Here is a 15,664-nt window from a genome sequence, read left to right on the forward strand (position 1 = left end):
GTTGCTAACCATGCAACACCTCTTTTTTATCCTACAACCTAGTGAATTTATATTTTATCAAATGCCTGCTGGAGATCACCTTTGATATCATCGATATGCTCAATGCCCAGTGAAATACGCAACACGCCTGCTTCCACACCTGCGGCTTTTTGCTCTGCCTCACTCAATTGCTGATGTGTGGTGGTAGCAGGATGAATGATCAGCGTTTTTGAATCGCCTACATTTGCCAGGTGATAGATCAGTTGCAAATTCTGTACCAAAGCATCTGCATCTTCTTTTCCTCCTTTGATCTTGAAGGAGAGTACGCCACCAAAACCATTCTTCAGGTATTTCTTACCTAACTCATGATATTTATTTCCTGGCAGGCCAGGATAATTTACAGATGCTACTTTGGGATGTTGCTCCAGCCATTGTGCCAGCGCCAGTGCATTTTGAACGGTACGTTCTACCCGCAGGGACAATGTTTCCAGCCCCTGCAGGAACAGGAAAGAATTCTGTGGCGCCAGGGAAGGACCCCAGGTACGCAAACCGGTTACCCTTGCACGGATGATATAGGCTATGTTCCCGAATGGACTGGCAGCGCCGAATACATCCCAGAACTGCATGCCATGGTAAGCTTCATCCGGTTCTGTGAACTGTGCGAACTTACCATTGCCCCAATTGTAATTACCGCCGTCTACAATGACACCGCCAATGCTGTTGCCATGCCCGCCAATCCATTTGGTAGCGGCCTGTACAACAATATTAGCGCCATGTTCAAGCGGGCGGAATAAGTAACCTGCTGCACCGAAAGTATTATCCACTACCAAAGGCAGATCATGTTTCTTAGCCAGCGCTGCTATCTTTTCAAAATCAGGAATAGCAAAACCGGGATTACCAATAGTTTCTACGTAGATGGCTTTGGTACGGGCATCGATCTTTTCTTCAAAACTGGCCACGTTATCCAGGTCTGCAAAACGGGCTTCCACCCCTATCCTTTTAAAACTTACTTTAAACTGGTTGTACGTGCCACCGTATAAATATGAAGAGGTCACAAAATTATCCCCTGGCAGGAGGATGTTGTGTAAGGCAATGAATTGTGCTGCTTGTCCGGATGCAGTAGCGAGACCGGCTACGCCGCCTTCCAATGCTGCTACCCGCTTTTCAAACACATCGGTGGTGGGGTTCATGATACGGGTGTAGATATTCCCGAACTGCTTCAGCTGAAAAAGGTCTGCTGCATGATTCGCATCATCGAACGTATAAGATGTAGTCTGGTAAATGGGCACTGCTGCCGCTTTGGTAGTGGCTTCCGGTTGGTAACCGGCATGTACCTGCAACGTCTCAAATCGTAATGGTGTGTTTGACATGATGTAATTGTTTTGGGATTAATCTACAAATTATGTAGACTAATCGAATTATCAAAATAAAATATGCTGCATGTCAAGGAAAACGCGCACATCATCAAAGCTTTTCCTTATTCCCACCGGGTTTGCCTTGTTTTGTGGTATAAAATGCAAACATTATGAAAACACTCACATCCATCTTCAGAAAGGCAGCGGCCCTGGCTATTGTCTGCCTTAGCGTTTTCTCTATCCAGGCTAAAGCGGGTGGAGATTATTTCAAGGTATACCTGAATAATAAGCTGATTCATGAACAGTACATGACACAGCCGTTCAGCCTGGCGAAATTACAACTGGATAAAGCTAATATCAACGACCAGCTGGTATTCCATTACAGCCATTGCGGGACAATAGGCAACGGCCGTAAGATTGCTGTTAAAGATGCCAAAGGGAATGTTATCAAAGAATGGAAATTTGAAGACGTAAACGGCAAACATTCCGGTATGATCATTCCTGTGAAAGAAATTTTGCAACTTAAACAGGACGATCTGCAATTCGTGTATACGGCCAGGGAATTACCCAAAGGTCAGCTGATGGCATCTATACGGTTAACGGATAAAACCACGGGGTATCGCCCTGTGATTGGACAAACTCCTGGCGGCTGGGTGTTGGCTCTTCTTTTTGGATGGAACAGGGCGGCTGTTTGTTAGGATTTCTTTCGGATGGAACGGCGTGGTCGTTTGTTAGAATCTTCCCGTTTGCCGGGATTTTGCTAGATTTACGGTATGTCTCGCACTTACCGCATTAAGTCAGTACAAATACTACCTGTTCCCCTGGAGCAGGCCTGGAAATTCTTCAGTGATCCAAATAATTTGCAACATATTACGCCGAAAAACATGGGCTTCACCGTTAAAAGTGAAGCCCATGGCGATCGGATCTATCCCGGGCAGATCATCGAATATTCCCTGAAGCCCATGCTGGGCATTAAAGTGTACTGGATGACGGAGATCACCCATGTGCAGGAAAACAGTTTTTTTGTAGATGAACAACGCTATGGCCCCTACAGCCTTTGGCATCACCAGCACCATTTTAAGCCCGTTCCCGGCGGCGTGGAGATGACGGACATTATCCACTACCGCATTCCCCTTGGTTGGCTGGGAGACCTCGCCAATGCCCTTTTCGTACGCCGTAAGCTGGATGCGCTGTTTGCTTACAGAACAGATATTATTCCCAGGAAATTGTACCCTTGAAATATTCTATATTGGGGGCTCAATAATGAAAAATTTGATGATACGCGGCCTGATTGCCCTCTTTTTATTATTCATTCTTTCAGATACCAGCGCACAATCTATTGGCGCCCTGCTGGATAAAAGAGTGATGATCGTAGCAGATCCTCCCTTCCAATCCTGCCATGCATCTACCATTACCACCATCAGCAACAACAGGCTGATGGCGGCCTGGTTTGCAGGCAAACACGAAGGCAGTAACGATGTGGGCATCTGGACAGCCATCAATGAAGAAGGAAAATGGGGAGCGCCCAAAGAGATCGCTAACGGTATCATCAACGATACACTCCGGTATCCCTGCTGGAATCCTGTACTGTTTAAAAGCAAAGCAGGCAAATTGTTCCTCTTTTATAAAGTAGGTAAGAACCCGCGGGAATGGTGGGGCATGATGATCACTTCCACGAATAACGGAAAAACATGGTCTTCTCCTGAGAAGCTGCCGGAAGGTATGCTGGGACCTATCAAGAACAAACCCATCCAATTAAAGAACGGCGATATCCTCTATCCTTCCAGCACAGAAAGCCGGGACGAAAAAGAGTGGCACATCCACCTGGAGAAGTCTGACAAAAATGGTCAGCATTGGAGCCGTATTCCCATCAACAATGATACATTCAGCGTGATACAACCCAGTATCCTTACCTATCCGCATGATTCCCTGCAACTGATCAGCAGAAGCCGTCATAACTATTTGGTGGAATGCTGGTCTAAAGATAACGGCGCTACCTGGGGGCCTTTACGCCTGATGTCACTACCTAATCCCAATGCGGGCACAGATGCGCTCACTTTGAAAAACGGCATCAGGGTACTGGTGTATAATCCTTTATTCAAAGGGCAGGAATGGTGGGAAGGCAGAAGCAGGTTGTATGTAGCTGCTTCTGAAGATGGCGTTAACTGGAAGAATATCTTCTCCCTGGAAAACGGGGATAAAGGTGAATTCAGTTATCCTGCTGTGATCCAGGCAGAAGATGAAAGTGTGCATATCACTTATACGGCGGACAGGAAGAATATCCGGCATGTGGTGTTGCAGGTGCGTAAGAAGAATGCGGATGGATTAATGGAATAACACCGGGAAGCTTTTTTGCAGTAAACTCCATCCTTCCTGCGAGAAGACCTTGCTGGCCCTGTATCCGGCTATCAGTTTTTTGGCTTTATCTATTTCCTGATCTTGCACATAAATAGCTATCAATGCGGACAGGTTATCAAGCAGGTCCGGGTCATAGGCAGCCACTTTTTCATAAAAAGGTTTAGCGGCCGCGTGGTTACCCATCTGCCAATGAATGGCTCCTTTGTAATAATCCAGGTAGGGATCACCTTCTCCTCCAATGCGTTCATTTACTTTATCAACAGCCAGCAATGCCTGCTCATAATCTTTCAATGCTATGCAGGCACCTATCATGCGTAAATAACCATAAGGATTCACCTTCACCCATTTCTCCACTGCTACTTTATAATCTTCCGGGCGGCCGATATTCCAGCAGGCATTCACATACGGCATCAACATCCATTTATGCTGTTGCTGTGCAACAGGTAACTGCTCAAACAATTCCTTTATACCCAGGTTATCCCGTCTGCCTTCCATTTCTTTTATCAACCTGGATTGCTTTACGTTTTCATCCTCTACCCCTATCGTGTTCAATCCATCTGCCAACGCGGTGGTCAGTTCTTCTCCTGTTTCGAAACCCAGCATGTCTTCTATTTTCACTACATTTCCCACCTTGATCAGATGAAAGTCCATATAGGTAATACCTCCTGTATTCAGGAACCTGAAAACCAGGTGGCGGTGACCGTTCTTCTCATAATTACGCACCAGTTTGCCACTGCCTCCCTCGCTGCTTTTCATGGCCACCTTCATAGTGGGCATAATACTGTATTCAGCCCGGGTCCTTTCCATCACCTTCGGATCCCGTATCTTTTTAGCCAGTACATTAAACAGGGAAGGCATATCAAAAAATGCGGCCAAACCTTCTGCACTGCCCTGCTGGATAACAACTTCCATTTCCTTTGCAGTGGCCTGCGCCTCTTCTTTGGATATAACATAGGAAGTATTAACCTTACAGGATGAAAATACACAGGCAAAAAATGCAGACCATACGATCGTTCTTAACATAAACTACTTCTTTAATTGCGGATAACTTGCATACACGATGTCCAGTGTTGGTTGGTTAAACCACTTACTGGTTTTGTACTCCGCGATCACCTTTTCCGCTTTCTCCGTTTCATTATCCTCCATGTAAGCAATGAGCAATGATTGCACATTGTCTGCCAGGTCTGCTCCTTTGGCATATGCCTTTTCATAACTGGCTTTGCTTTCTGCCGGTTTTCCCATCATCCTGTATACATTGCCCCTGAAATAGTCAAGGTAATGATCTCTGCCAACAAGCGAATCTATCTTATTAACAGCAGCCAATACTTTATCATATTCTTCCGCCATAATATAAGCATCTATCAGCATCAGGTATGAATTGGGCGCATCAGGAAAGGATTCCGAAAATTTCTCCAGGGACATCTTGTATTCCGCATCACTGATATTTTTGCAGGCATCGATATAGAACAGCATTACTCCTTTATCCTTTTGCAATTCAGCAGGCAGGCGTTCAAACTGTTCTTTCACGCCTTCAAAATCACCCCTTTTTCTCTTCGCCTGCATGGCGAGAACGGAATCTGCCATTCTTTTTGAATCACTGGAGGAAGCTCCTTTCGGACTCATCGCATCGAATGCATCTGCTAAGGTGGTACTGATAGTTCCTCCTGTTGAATAACTATACAGGTCTTCCGCTTTTACCGTATTCTTTACTTTTACCAGGTAGAAATCCATGTAATTAAAGCCTCCCTCACTGGTTAATCTGAAAAGCACGTGTTGCTGCCCATCCTTTTCATATTGCCGCAGAAAACGAAAGCTACCGTTCTCAGCAGCCTGTATCGTTGTTTTTGCCAGATTCGTAAGAGCCGGTGTAATATTGAATGTTTTCATGTTTTCCTCCTTTGCTGCACGGCTCTTGCTTATAACGAGCTTAACAAAGGCATCTTTTTCAAAGAAGGCGGCAAGCCCCTCCGGGTTCCTGCTCAGCACCATCTCTTCCAGCCGGTTTGCAGCTGCCAGGGCTTCTTCTTTTGTTACTTTCTCGGGAACTGCTTTACAGGATGCAAACAGGATAATTAATAAGGCAATAGTTCTTAACATGGTATCAGTTTAATAATTCCGGGTATACTTTCTGCAGCAACAGCAGATCTTCTTTATTAAAATCTTTATTAGCCTTACAGGCAGTGGCTATCTTCCTGGCTTTTCCCTGATCATTCACTTTTAAATAAGCAATGAGCATCATTCTCAGGTTCATCATCTGATCAGGGGCATTGGCATATGCCATTTCATAAAAAGGGATACTTTCAGCAGGTTTGCCCATCAGCTGATATACATTGCCCCTTACATGATTCAGAAAAGGATCACCTCCAATCAATTCATCCAGTTTATCGGTTGCCAAAAGGGCTTTTTGATAATCCTTCGCCTGAATACTTGCTCCAATCATTAAAAGGCAGGTACCCGGTGTGATGGGAAATAACTGAGCGAGTTTCTCTACGGAAGCTACATAATTACTGTCACGGGTCTTTTGGCAGGCATCAATGTATGACAGCAGTAATCTCTTGTTCTGTTGTACTTCAACAGGCAGTCGCCGGTATGCTTCTTTTACCCCTTCATAATCACCGTTATTCTCCTTTTGATTGAGTATGTCTATATCCGCTGCAGCCTGTGCTTCCACTTTAGCGGTACCGCTACCTGCTATCACAAGATCTAGTTCTTCTGCCAACACGCCGCTCAACAGATCTCCTGCTGCGTAATTCATCGCGTCTACTACTTTCACCACGTTCTTTATTTTTTTCAAAAAGATTGCATGGTAATTGAGTTCTCCCTTTCCGCTGATCCACCTGAAAATAAGGCGCTGTCCACCATTTTCCCCATGCCCGCGCAAGAGCCTGATATCCCCGTCTGCGGTGAGTAGGCTCGTATAATGCGTCATGTTATAGGCCGCCTTAAATTCGTTCATGATCCTGGGTACTCTGGATGCACGGCTCATTTTTGTTATCGATGCAAAAAAGGAAGGCATATCAAACAATGCGGCAATACCTTCTGCATCGCCGTTGTTAGCCATGGCTTCCAGCTTTCTGCCAGCGTCTAATGCTTCTTCGTTAGATACCGTAGCGGTATCTGCTTCGCAGGATGTAAATAAAACACAGGAGATGCATACGAACAATAAAGCAGTTCTCAACATAGGTGTAAGGGAATAATTATAAAAAGAAAATACATTTATACGATCACCACTTCAATGCCCATATCTTCCAGCAATTTCACCATGTGTTCTGAAATGCCTTTATCTGTGATGATCTGGTCCACTTCTTCCAAACGGCAGATCCTGCCAAAGCCACGTTTTCCGAACTTGGAGGAATCTGCTAAAACGATGGTCTTTTGTGCAGCGGCCATCATTTGCTGATTGAGATGTGCTTCGCCGATGTTTGTAGTGGTGAGGCCAAACTCTACATCGATCCCATCCACACCCAGGAATAATTTACTGCAGGAGAAATCACTGAGGATCTTTTCTGCGTAAGAGCCTGCTACGGAAGAGGAATTATTGCGGATCACGCCGCCCAGCTGCAGGATCTCGATATCATGAAAACGGTTCAGTTCCAGTGCTACATGTAATGCGGAAGTAATGATCATAAGCGGGCCGCGGGGTTGTATATGTTTGGCCAGCGCCAGTACGGTGGTACCGGAAGCAATGATGATGGCATCTCCCGGAACAATGAGAGAGGCTGCTGCCCTGCCGATATTATTCTTTTCTTCCCGGCGGATCTTCTCCTTTTCATTCACGGGTTTGTCGTTCGTATAGGGATTCTGTACGGTAGCGCCGCCATGAGAACGGTAAAGCAGGGATTTATCTTCCAGCAGTTTCAGGTCCTTCCTGATCGTTACTCCTGAAACATCGAGTTCCTTGCATAACTCCACTACGTTCACATAACCTTTCTCATACAGTTTGCTAAGGATAAATTTGTGGCGTTCTGCTATGTTGATCATCGACATATTTATCAAAATTGCTGCTGCAATATAAGTTTACTTGCTAATAATGCTGTATAGTATCTTCCGCCCCTTTTCATCCAGTTCCCCTTTGGCGCTGGCAGAATCTGAAGGGATAAAATGCCGTTTAAAGGCCTGGATAGCTTCTGTAGTATCTTTTACATCGTATCCCACTAACCGCAATGCCAAAGGCGCGCTAAACGGCTCGGGCACCTGTATATTGGTGGTATCCCCATACCAGATCCCAAAACCTTTTTGTGCCAGCTGCTCCCATGGGAAAAGTACGCTGGGGTCGTTCTTTCGTTTAACGGCAATATCTCCGTGGCCAATGAAATTATCTGCGGGGATGTTATAACGGTGCTTCAGGGTATCCAGCAGCACCATCAGGCTGCGGATCTGCATGGAGTCGAAGGGCTCGAAACCGTTGTTATCCAACTCAATACCGATGGAGGAAGAATTGATGTCTGTAACGCTTCCCCATTTGGATACGCCGCCATGCCAGGCACGCAGGTAATCATTCAGCATATGGTGAATGGTACCGTTCCTGCAGATCACATAATGGGCGCTCACCTGTGTACGTTCCAGCGTAAAGGTGCGCAATGTTTGTTCACAGGAGTTCTGTGCGGTGTGATGGATGATCACCATATTGGGCTTGCGCAGGTTAAAGTTGGTGGTACCTGCCCACCAGTCTGTAGCCGGCGCTGCAGCTCCCGGAACATTTCCAGGTTCCTGCCGGATCACGCCAGACAGTTGCTTTGCCTGCTTGCGATACACTTTATTGGTAGCCTTGTAAGGTTGTGGCGCGCAACCGCAGATCATGATGATCAAAATACCTGTCAGCCATTTGTTCTGTGTTCCCATTGTTCTCAAATATAAGAAATCCCTATCTTTATCGGGTTGAAGAAGCTATTGCAAATAATATTCCGGAAACCGATCATCTGGCTGGCCAATAAATTATCGTCAAGACCTGAAAGCAAAGCTGTTTTCAGTAACCTCTCGCAATTGCAGCAGGATATACTGAAAGGCAAAGCTGAAAAAGGCCCCCTGCTCTCCTGCCATCCGGAGAGTGCCCGCTATATTATCTTTTCAGATCAGCATAAAGGGGCAAAGGATGCCGCGGATGACTTTATGATAGCGGAAGAAAACTACATGAAAGCCCTCACACACTACTACAACGAGGGATATACACTCATCAACCTGGGGGATTGTGAGGAATTATGGGAGAGCACTCCGGCAAAAGTGATCGAAAAGAACCGCTTAACGTTGCTGGAAGAGGCCAAATTCCTGGTGAAAGACCGTTATTACCGCATCTTCGGCAATCACGACCTGGAATGGAATTACCTCATTCCCCGCAATCAATTCCTGAAACCCATCTTCGGCGATAAACTAAAGGTCTATGAAGGCATGATCCTTCAGATGCCTTATAATGATAAAACCTTCGATATCTTTCTTACGCATGGCCACCAGGGAGATCAGCGTAGTGACGGCAACGCTTTTTCCAAATGGTTTGTAGCAGCGATCTGGACGCCCATCCAGCGTTTGCTGGACATCCGCATGGATACGGTATCTGATTCTTTTGACCTGGTGGACCTGCACAATGTGGTGATGTATGAATGGACGCTGCAGGCAAAGAACACCTTCCTCATTTCCGGGCATACGCACAAGCCGGTATTTGTTTCCCTTGATCATATTGACCGCCTCACGAAGCAACTGGAAAAAGCCATGCTGGAAAAGGACGAAGCACTGATCAGTTCTTTACAGGACTCTCTTGCAAAACGCCGGAAAGAATACGAAGGCAAAGTGTTTGTAAAAACAATGGCGCAGCCCACCTACTTCAATACAGGCTGCTGTTGTTTCAGCGACGGGGATATCACCGGCATTGAAATAACAGATGGATTTATCCGCCTGATCAAATGGGAGGACGGCGCCAGGAAAGTGCTGGAAGAATCACCGCTCTATTATCTATTTGAGCAACTCTAGTTTTACTTTTTTACCGGTAGAGATGGCTTCATAAATGCCCTCTATTATTTTCATATCCCGCAGCCCTTCTTCTCCCGGCACATTATTCGGCCGGTTCTCTAAAATGGCTTTGGCCACACCATCCATATGCGCAGCCTGCTGGTTGATGTGTTTGATATCCATCGGCCCTTTGCTGGTACGGCCCTGCTGACCGCCATATCCATATGCATTGTTCACTTCATACCAGCCACCTTCTGCTGCTGCATATAAACGGTTCACACCGGTCACGTAACTTGAAAAGGAATTGGCAATTGCGCCGCCGGGGAAATACAACTGCCAGGCCAGGGACTCTTCTATATCTTTAAATTTCTCGGGTTCTGTTTTAGGAAAACCCTGCGCCGTTACATACAAAGGCTCTTCGCCTACTGTGTACCGCGCGCCCTGGATAGCATAAATACCTACATCCATCAAAGGCCCGCCGCCGGATAATGCATGTTTGAGACGCCATTGATTAGGATCACCTGCCCTGAAACCATCGCTGGCTTCCACAAATTTCACCTTTCCGAATACCTTTTCCCTGGTGAGCCGCATCATTTCCAGGTGGAATGGATCATAATGCAGCCGGTAACCGATGGCCAGCTGGCGATTGGCTTTTTTACAGGCATCGATCATAGACTGCCCTTCTTTCACACTAACAGCCATAGGCTTTTCACAGAAAACGTGTTTCCCTGCTTTGGCGGCACGGATCGTAAATTCTGCGTGCATGGAGTTGGGCAGTACAATGTACACCGCATCAATATCCTTGTTATCGGCGATCTTATCGAAGTTCTCGTAATTGTAGATGTTCTTATTCTGGATCTTGTACTTCTCCACCCAGGTAGGGATCTTGGAGGGCGTACCGGTTACAATACCCCGCAGTTCAATGTTTTGCGTTTGCAGTAAAGCGGGCGCCAGCTGGTTGGTGGCGTATCCGCCAAGGCCTACCAGGGCAATGCCCAGTTTGCGGTTCTGCCATGGCATAGAAAGTCCTGCCAGGGGTGCGGTAAATGCAGAAGCACCCATTACGGCTGAATACTGAAGGAATTTTCTACGAGAGTGTGTCATAACGTAAGGGTTTTAAGAGGAGGTAATAAGATACATCATTTTTAAATATATAGGTAGTACTACATCCTGAAACGGCAAATTTTACTACTTTGAGCCTCAGTACCGAACCTACAACTGAAACACTTCTCTCGTATGATCAACCTTTTCTCTCCGCTTAGGACGGTGATGATCTTTATTGTATTTGGCATTATCTGGATCTTTACTACAGATAATCTCCTGCTCTGGCTCTTCGGCCCCGCTTCTTCCAGGATCTGGGTGGGTCAGCATCTCAAAGGCACCACGTTTATGCTGATATGCGGCACACTGCTGTACTGGCTGTTGAGAAAATACCTGACTTCCCTTCATCATTCTGAAAATGCTTACATCCGTATCTTCAAAGAATCACCGCATGCCATGTGGATCTACAGCAAAAAAGATCTTCGCTTCCTGCTCGTTAATGATGCTGCGGTAAATATTTATGGATATAGCCGCCAGGAGTTCATGCTGTTGCGGATGTCCGACCTTAACCCCCAGGAAGATGATTTGCGGCATGTAAAAAAGGATGGCAGCCTGATGTATGTACAGGTACAATCGTTTGAGACTTCCTATGGAGGAGAACCTGCAGAAGTAGCGAGTGCCATGGACGTTACAGATAAATACCTGGCAGATGAAGCATTACATCAGCAGGAAAAATTACTGAATACGATCATCAATAGTTCAGAAGAACTGATCTGGGCAGTGAATGCGGATAAAGAATTCATTGTTTTTAACAATGAATTTCATGATACGATCCAGAAATTTACGGGTACAGATATCAAACTTGGAGATAAGTTATCTATGGTGGAAGGAGAGCTGGAATATCAGCGCTGGCGGAAATATTATGAGAAAAGCCTCCTCGGACAAAAGCTGGTGAAGGAAGATATACGGGAATTAGCAGGTTTCGGCATTTCCTATTCGGAGATCACTTTCAACCCCATCGTATTTGAAGGAGACATCATTGGTGTGGCGTGTTTTGCGCGGAACATCACAGAAAGGAAACAGCAGGAGATCAAACTGGGCAAAGCGGTGGAAAGATATGAGATCGTATCGCTTGCTACGAATGATGTGATCTGGGATTGGGACCTGGCTACCAATAAAATAATATGGAATTCCAATCTGCAAAGGCTCTTCGGGCACGATGCTACCAACGAAGATATTTCCTGGTGGAAGAAAATGGTGCATCCGGATGATTATGCGCAGGCGGTGTTCACCCTGGAAGAGGTGATCAGAACACGCCTTACACAATGGGCCGTTGAATATCGTTTCAAAAATGCAGAGGGTGAGTACAGGTATGTGAATGACAGAGGATATGTGATCTATAATGATGAAGGTCTGCCTTACCGGGTGATCGGTGCCATGCAGGATATTCATGAAAAGAAAAAGTTTGTGGAAGAACTCAAGAAGGTAGCACACATGAGTTCTCATGGCATGCGGCGGCCGGTGGCTTCTATGCTGGGCCTGGTGAACCTGCTGAATAAAGAAGATCTTGCACACCCGGATAATGCGCCGTTATTGGTGCATGTGGAAACACTCGCCAATGAAATGGATGTGATCCTGCATGAAGTGGCGGATAAGTGTAATGCTATTTTTATGGTGGTGGAGAAGGAATAAGCTACTTATACTGAAGCCGCCAGTTTCTGTCATAATAAACAAAGAAGGCCAGCCAGATGCTCCGGGAAACCCGCATCAGTATGGGCTGCAAGGCAACGAGGATCACACCGTTGATGCCCAGCCACCAGAAGAGGCGGCTATCATAGAGGGAAAAACCGATCAATACGAACCAGGCTACAAATGTGGCCACACTCAAGGCTATAGAAAGGGCATAACTCACGTAACCGGTACCGAAATAGAAACCTGTTTCCGGTTCGGTAGGCTGGCCGCATACGGGGCAATTTTCATTCATTTTCATGAAGCTGCCCAGGCGGTAGGGATTCTTATGCTGGTAGAGATCTCCACGTCTGCAACGCGGGCATTTATTACTTAATACGCTGAGTATAAGGTTGGGTTTGTGGTCTGTTTTTTCTGCACACATATACTAATTATTTAAGCTTTTTCTAAAATCATCCGGGGTAATGCCTACATTTTTTCTGAAGAAACGGTTAAAGTAAGAATTGTCCTGGAAGTTGAGTTCGTACGCGATCTGCGTGATGGTAAGGTCTGCATTGGTGAGCATACGTTTTGCTTCCAGCAGGATCCTTTCCCGGATCAGTTCACCGGCCGTTTTGCCCAGGAGGTCCTGGCAGAGGGCGTTGAGGTGATTCGGAGTGATATATAACAGTTCTGCGTATTCCTTTGGTAATTTAATGGTACGGTAGTGTTTGTTGATCAGTTGCTGGAAGTTGCGCAATACCAGCAGCTTTTGCTGCGGCACGGCTTTCTTCTTTTCCTTTACACTGGTTCTTTCAATGAGCAGGAACAATTGCAGCATTACTACGCGGATCATATCAATTTCTACTTCTGTGAGCAGCTTTTCGAACAGCGCTTTCACTTCATCTCTTTCGGTTAACGGGATCATTAATACCTGGTCTTTGCTGTTACCGCTAAAGAAAGGGAACCGTTCCAGGTAATCATGCTGCACTAAAAAAGAACGGAAGAAGGTTTCCGAAAAATGGATCACGTAACCATCGGTATCCTGTGAAAAGTTCCAGTTGTGTACCTGCCCGGGGATCATGAAATAGATCTGCCAGGGTTGTACATTGAACTTTGTAAAATCCAGGGTATGAGTACCACTTCCTTTCGTGAATAATACGAGATGGAAGAAAGAGTGGCCATGCTGATGCATGGCCTTATTGTAGTTGTTCAGCAGGTAATGGTTTAATCTTTCGATCAGCAGGTCCTGCTGATCTTTCCCCATACTGAGGCTGCAAATATCATATACCGGGATGGTTTGTTTCATGATGCAACAAAGGTACTGCAGCCTGGGGGAATGGCCTATGACAGTTCAGGGGTTTTGTGGTACTTTTTACTGATTCTCTACTTTGAGGATCGTAAACACCTTTTTCCCGGCAGGTACCTGCCACATGACCTCCTGCCCTTCCCGGAATCCGATCAGCGCTACGCCCACAGGGCCCATCACAGAGATCTTCCGTTGTTTAATATCCGCCTCTTCCGGCATTACCACCACCAGTTCCATTACTTTATCATTGCCGGTATCTTTTACTTTCACCCTTGAATTAAGGGCCACCACATCTTCCGGGAAATCTTCCCTGCTCACCAGTTTTCCTCTTTTGAAATCTGCTTTCAGTGTGGCCACTTCCTGTGGTCCAAATGCGCTTTCACGCTGTGCATCGTTCAGACAGGCTGTTAACATTTCATAATCATCTTCTCTGAACACCAGCTGATGTTTTACTTTTTGCATAGTCGTTATTTTATGGTTTTCTAATATTCCAAATGGCGATCAACAGCAAGGGTATAGTCAGCACTAATGCTGCATACCACCATTCATTCCCTGTTACCAGTGCAGTTCTCAGAACAATTGCATTAGTAAGTACAAGAATAAACAGGGTCATGCCTTTGATCGAAATCTTTTCCGGATCCCTGATCATAGCAATTCAAATTAATATGAAAATAAAGGTAGAAGGGTGCCCCTGTTCCTGTCTAGCAGGCCAGGGTCAGGGTATTGAAGTCTTTAAAGTTTGAGAAGTAATACAGTTTATTACAAAACGTGCGGAATTGCTTGCTGGCACAGGCGCTCGCGGGTTCTACCACAGGTGCGGAACGCCTGATGGATACCTCGGAGATATGTGAAATAATGCCTGACATCCTTACAAACATAACGAATTTTTCCCAGTACCGTATATATACCTATTGCTGCCATCAATAAAAAAACGAACTTAGAGACGTTAATTATTATACCTCACCCCCAAAAGTAAATTTTATGGCATCCTCACTAATTGGAGCAGTGGTAAACCCCGTGCGTAACCAGGGCTTAGTAACCAACGTTGCAGTAAATTCCACCAAAGAACTGGTAAAAGTAAAAGGGCCCGGCCTCTTCCTGTCCGCCGAAGTAACCAAACAAGGAGGTAATTCAGATATCACTTTTGTGATCCTGGATATTGACGGACAAAATGTGGTGAACATCTCTATTGCTGCATTGTTCAACCAGGGCCTTACATCTGCTAACAGTTACGGTATTTCTGTATTCCGCAGCGGTGCTTCCCTGGAAACAGTGACCATTGGTTTCCCCTACCCGCTTACGTTTAACAAACTGCTTTCATTGAAAGTAACAGTGAATGAACCAGGCGTAGTACAGATCCTGGCGAATGTAATTACAGCTTCTTAACAACATTATTCTTGTATGCAAAAGGGCCGTTTCTTTCTATAGGAACGGCCCTTTATTTTTAATAAATATTTTGTGTAACCAAAAGGTTCCTTATATTTGTAACCATAAGGTTACTAATCAATTTAAAAATCAATTCATATGACGGTATCACCATTTGTAATCGAAAGGACTTACAGTGCTCCTGCCGATAAGGTATGGCAAGCGATAACAGATCCTGCCAAGATGAGATCATGGTATTTTGACCTGCCTGAGTTTAAGGCTGAAGTGGGCTATGAGTTTGAGTTTTATGGTGGAGAAGAAGGTGGCGAACAATACCATCACCTCTGTAAAGTAACGGAAGTGATCCCTGGTAAAAAGCTGACCTATAGCTGGCGGTACCCCAAATACCCGGGCAATTCTTTTGTTACGTGGGAGTTGTTCCCGGAGGGAGATAAAACCCGGTTACAACTGACGCATGCAGGGCTGGATACGTTCCCGCAGGAAGACAAAAATTTCAGAAGGGAAAGTTTTGCGCAGGGTTGGACAGAGATCCTTGGTACGAGTTTGAAGAATTTCCTGGAGAAATAGTGATCATTGGTGTTAGCCTGGAAACAGCTATCACTAGTGCAAATCTAACTTCTTTTATCAA

17 protein-coding genes are annotated in these 15,664 nt (G+C 45.6%); 7 read left to right on the forward strand and 10 right to left on the reverse strand.

The genetic code is table 11. From position 1 onward, the window contains the following. Positions 1-47: 47 nt before the first annotated feature. Positions 48-1,349, reverse strand: coding sequence for an O-acetylhomoserine aminocarboxypropyltransferase/cysteine synthase family protein (locus tag GFS24_RS07380; RefSeq protein WP_153658930.1), 1,302 nt, complete (start codon positions 1,347-1,349; stop codon positions 48-50). A 155-nt stretch (positions 1,350-1,504) separates the two neighbouring features. On the opposite strand from GFS24_RS07380, the gene GFS24_RS07385 reads away from it, so the two are divergent. From GFS24_RS07385 to GFS24_RS07395, 3 genes are all read left to right on the forward strand, one after another. Then, a complete protein-coding gene (locus tag GFS24_RS07385; RefSeq protein ID WP_153658931.1) occupies positions 1,505-2,032 on the forward strand; it encodes a hypothetical protein in 528 nt (175 codons plus the stop codon). 75 nt (positions 2,033-2,107) lie between these two features. Continuing rightward, complete coding sequence (locus GFS24_RS07390) at positions 2,108-2,572, forward strand: SRPBCC family protein (protein ID WP_153658932.1); 465 nt, start codon at positions 2,108-2,110, stop codon at positions 2,570-2,572. A 25-nt stretch (positions 2,573-2,597) separates the two neighbouring features. Beyond that, the gene (locus tag GFS24_RS07395) at positions 2,598-3,671 is read left to right on the forward strand and encodes an exo-alpha-sialidase (protein ID WP_216647369.1); all 1,074 of its coding nucleotides are present in this window, start codon (positions 2,598-2,600) and stop codon (positions 3,669-3,671) included. Here the strand turns inward: GFS24_RS07395 and GFS24_RS07400 are convergent. The 5 genes from GFS24_RS07400 to GFS24_RS07420 are packed head-to-tail and all read right to left on the reverse strand — an operon-like array spanning position 3,660 to position 8,534. Next, the gene (locus tag GFS24_RS07400) at positions 3,660-4,715 is read right to left on the reverse strand and encodes a lipopolysaccharide assembly protein LapB (protein WP_153658933.1); all 1,056 of its coding nucleotides are present in this window, start codon (positions 4,713-4,715) and stop codon (positions 3,660-3,662) included. The two genes, GFS24_RS07395 and GFS24_RS07400, sit on opposite strands and share 12 nt — an antisense overlap. A gap of 3 nt (positions 4,716-4,718) precedes the next feature. Continuing rightward, entirely contained in the window at positions 4,719-5,789 is a 1,071-nt protein-coding gene (locus GFS24_RS07405) for a lipopolysaccharide assembly protein LapB (protein ID WP_153658934.1), read from the reverse strand. A gap of 4 nt (positions 5,790-5,793) precedes the next feature. Continuing rightward, positions 5,794-6,873: a lipopolysaccharide assembly protein LapB gene (locus tag GFS24_RS07410; protein ID WP_153658935.1), complete on the reverse strand. Its 1,080-nt coding sequence runs from the start codon at positions 6,871-6,873 to the stop codon at positions 5,794-5,796. A 35-nt stretch (positions 6,874-6,908) separates the two neighbouring features. Continuing rightward, positions 6,909-7,679: a DeoR/GlpR family DNA-binding transcription regulator gene (locus GFS24_RS07415; protein WP_371730067.1), complete on the reverse strand. Its 771-nt coding sequence runs from the start codon at positions 7,677-7,679 to the stop codon at positions 6,909-6,911. Positions 7,680-7,709: 30 nt separating this feature from the next. Beyond that, on the reverse strand, positions 7,710-8,534 hold the full coding sequence (locus GFS24_RS07420) for an N-acetylmuramoyl-L-alanine amidase (RefSeq protein ID WP_153658936.1): 825 nt from the start codon (positions 8,532-8,534) through the stop codon (positions 7,710-7,712). A gap of 36 nt (positions 8,535-8,570) precedes the next feature. On the opposite strand from GFS24_RS07420, the gene GFS24_RS07425 reads away from it, so the two are divergent. Then, positions 8,571-9,653, forward strand: coding sequence for a metallophosphoesterase (locus tag GFS24_RS07425; protein ID WP_153658937.1), 1,083 nt, complete (start codon positions 8,571-8,573; stop codon positions 9,651-9,653). Here the strand turns inward: GFS24_RS07425 and GFS24_RS07430 are convergent. Further along, positions 9,636-10,736 (reverse strand): Gfo/Idh/MocA family protein, encoded by a 1,101-nt coding sequence (locus GFS24_RS07430; RefSeq protein ID WP_153658938.1) that lies wholly within the window; start codon positions 10,734-10,736, stop codon positions 9,636-9,638. The genes GFS24_RS07425 and GFS24_RS07430 overlap by 18 nt on opposite strands. A gap of 132 nt (positions 10,737-10,868) precedes the next feature. On the opposite strand from GFS24_RS07430, the gene GFS24_RS07435 reads away from it, so the two are divergent. After that, entirely contained in the window at positions 10,869-12,365 is a 1,497-nt protein-coding gene (locus tag GFS24_RS07435) for a PAS domain S-box protein (protein WP_153658939.1), read from the forward strand. A gap of 1 nt (position 12,366) precedes the next feature. Here the strand turns inward: GFS24_RS07435 and GFS24_RS07440 are convergent, their stop codons facing one another. The 3 genes from GFS24_RS07440 to GFS24_RS07450 all read right to left on the reverse strand — a co-directional run bounded on the left by GFS24_RS07440 (position 12,367) and on the right by GFS24_RS07450 (position 14,112). Continuing rightward, a complete protein-coding gene (locus GFS24_RS07440; protein ID WP_153658940.1) occupies positions 12,367-12,786 on the reverse strand; it encodes a DUF983 domain-containing protein in 420 nt (139 codons plus the stop codon). Between the two features lie 3 nt (positions 12,787-12,789). After that, complete coding sequence (locus GFS24_RS07445) at positions 12,790-13,650, reverse strand: AraC family transcriptional regulator (RefSeq protein ID WP_173003004.1); 861 nt, start codon at positions 13,648-13,650, stop codon at positions 12,790-12,792. A 66-nt stretch (positions 13,651-13,716) separates the two neighbouring features. Continuing rightward, on the reverse strand, positions 13,717-14,112 hold the full coding sequence (locus GFS24_RS07450; protein ID WP_153658941.1) for a GreA/GreB family elongation factor: 396 nt from the start codon (positions 14,110-14,112) through the stop codon (positions 13,717-13,719). Between the two features lie 519 nt (positions 14,113-14,631). On the opposite strand from GFS24_RS07450, the gene GFS24_RS07455 reads away from it, so the two are divergent. Both GFS24_RS07455 and GFS24_RS07460 read left to right on the forward strand, forming a co-directional pair. Next, positions 14,632-15,036, forward strand: a complete 405-nt coding sequence (locus GFS24_RS07455; RefSeq protein WP_153658942.1) for a hypothetical protein — start codon at positions 14,632-14,634, stop codon at positions 15,034-15,036. Positions 15,037-15,174: 138 nt separating this feature from the next. Further along, a complete protein-coding gene (locus GFS24_RS07460; protein WP_153658943.1) occupies positions 15,175-15,603 on the forward strand; it encodes an SRPBCC domain-containing protein in 429 nt (142 codons plus the stop codon). Positions 15,604-15,664 lie beyond the last annotated feature (61 nt).

The organism is Chitinophaga sp. SYP-B3965, from assembly GCF_009647655.1.
GTDB lineage: Bacteria > Bacteroidota > Bacteroidia > Chitinophagales > Chitinophagaceae > Chitinophaga.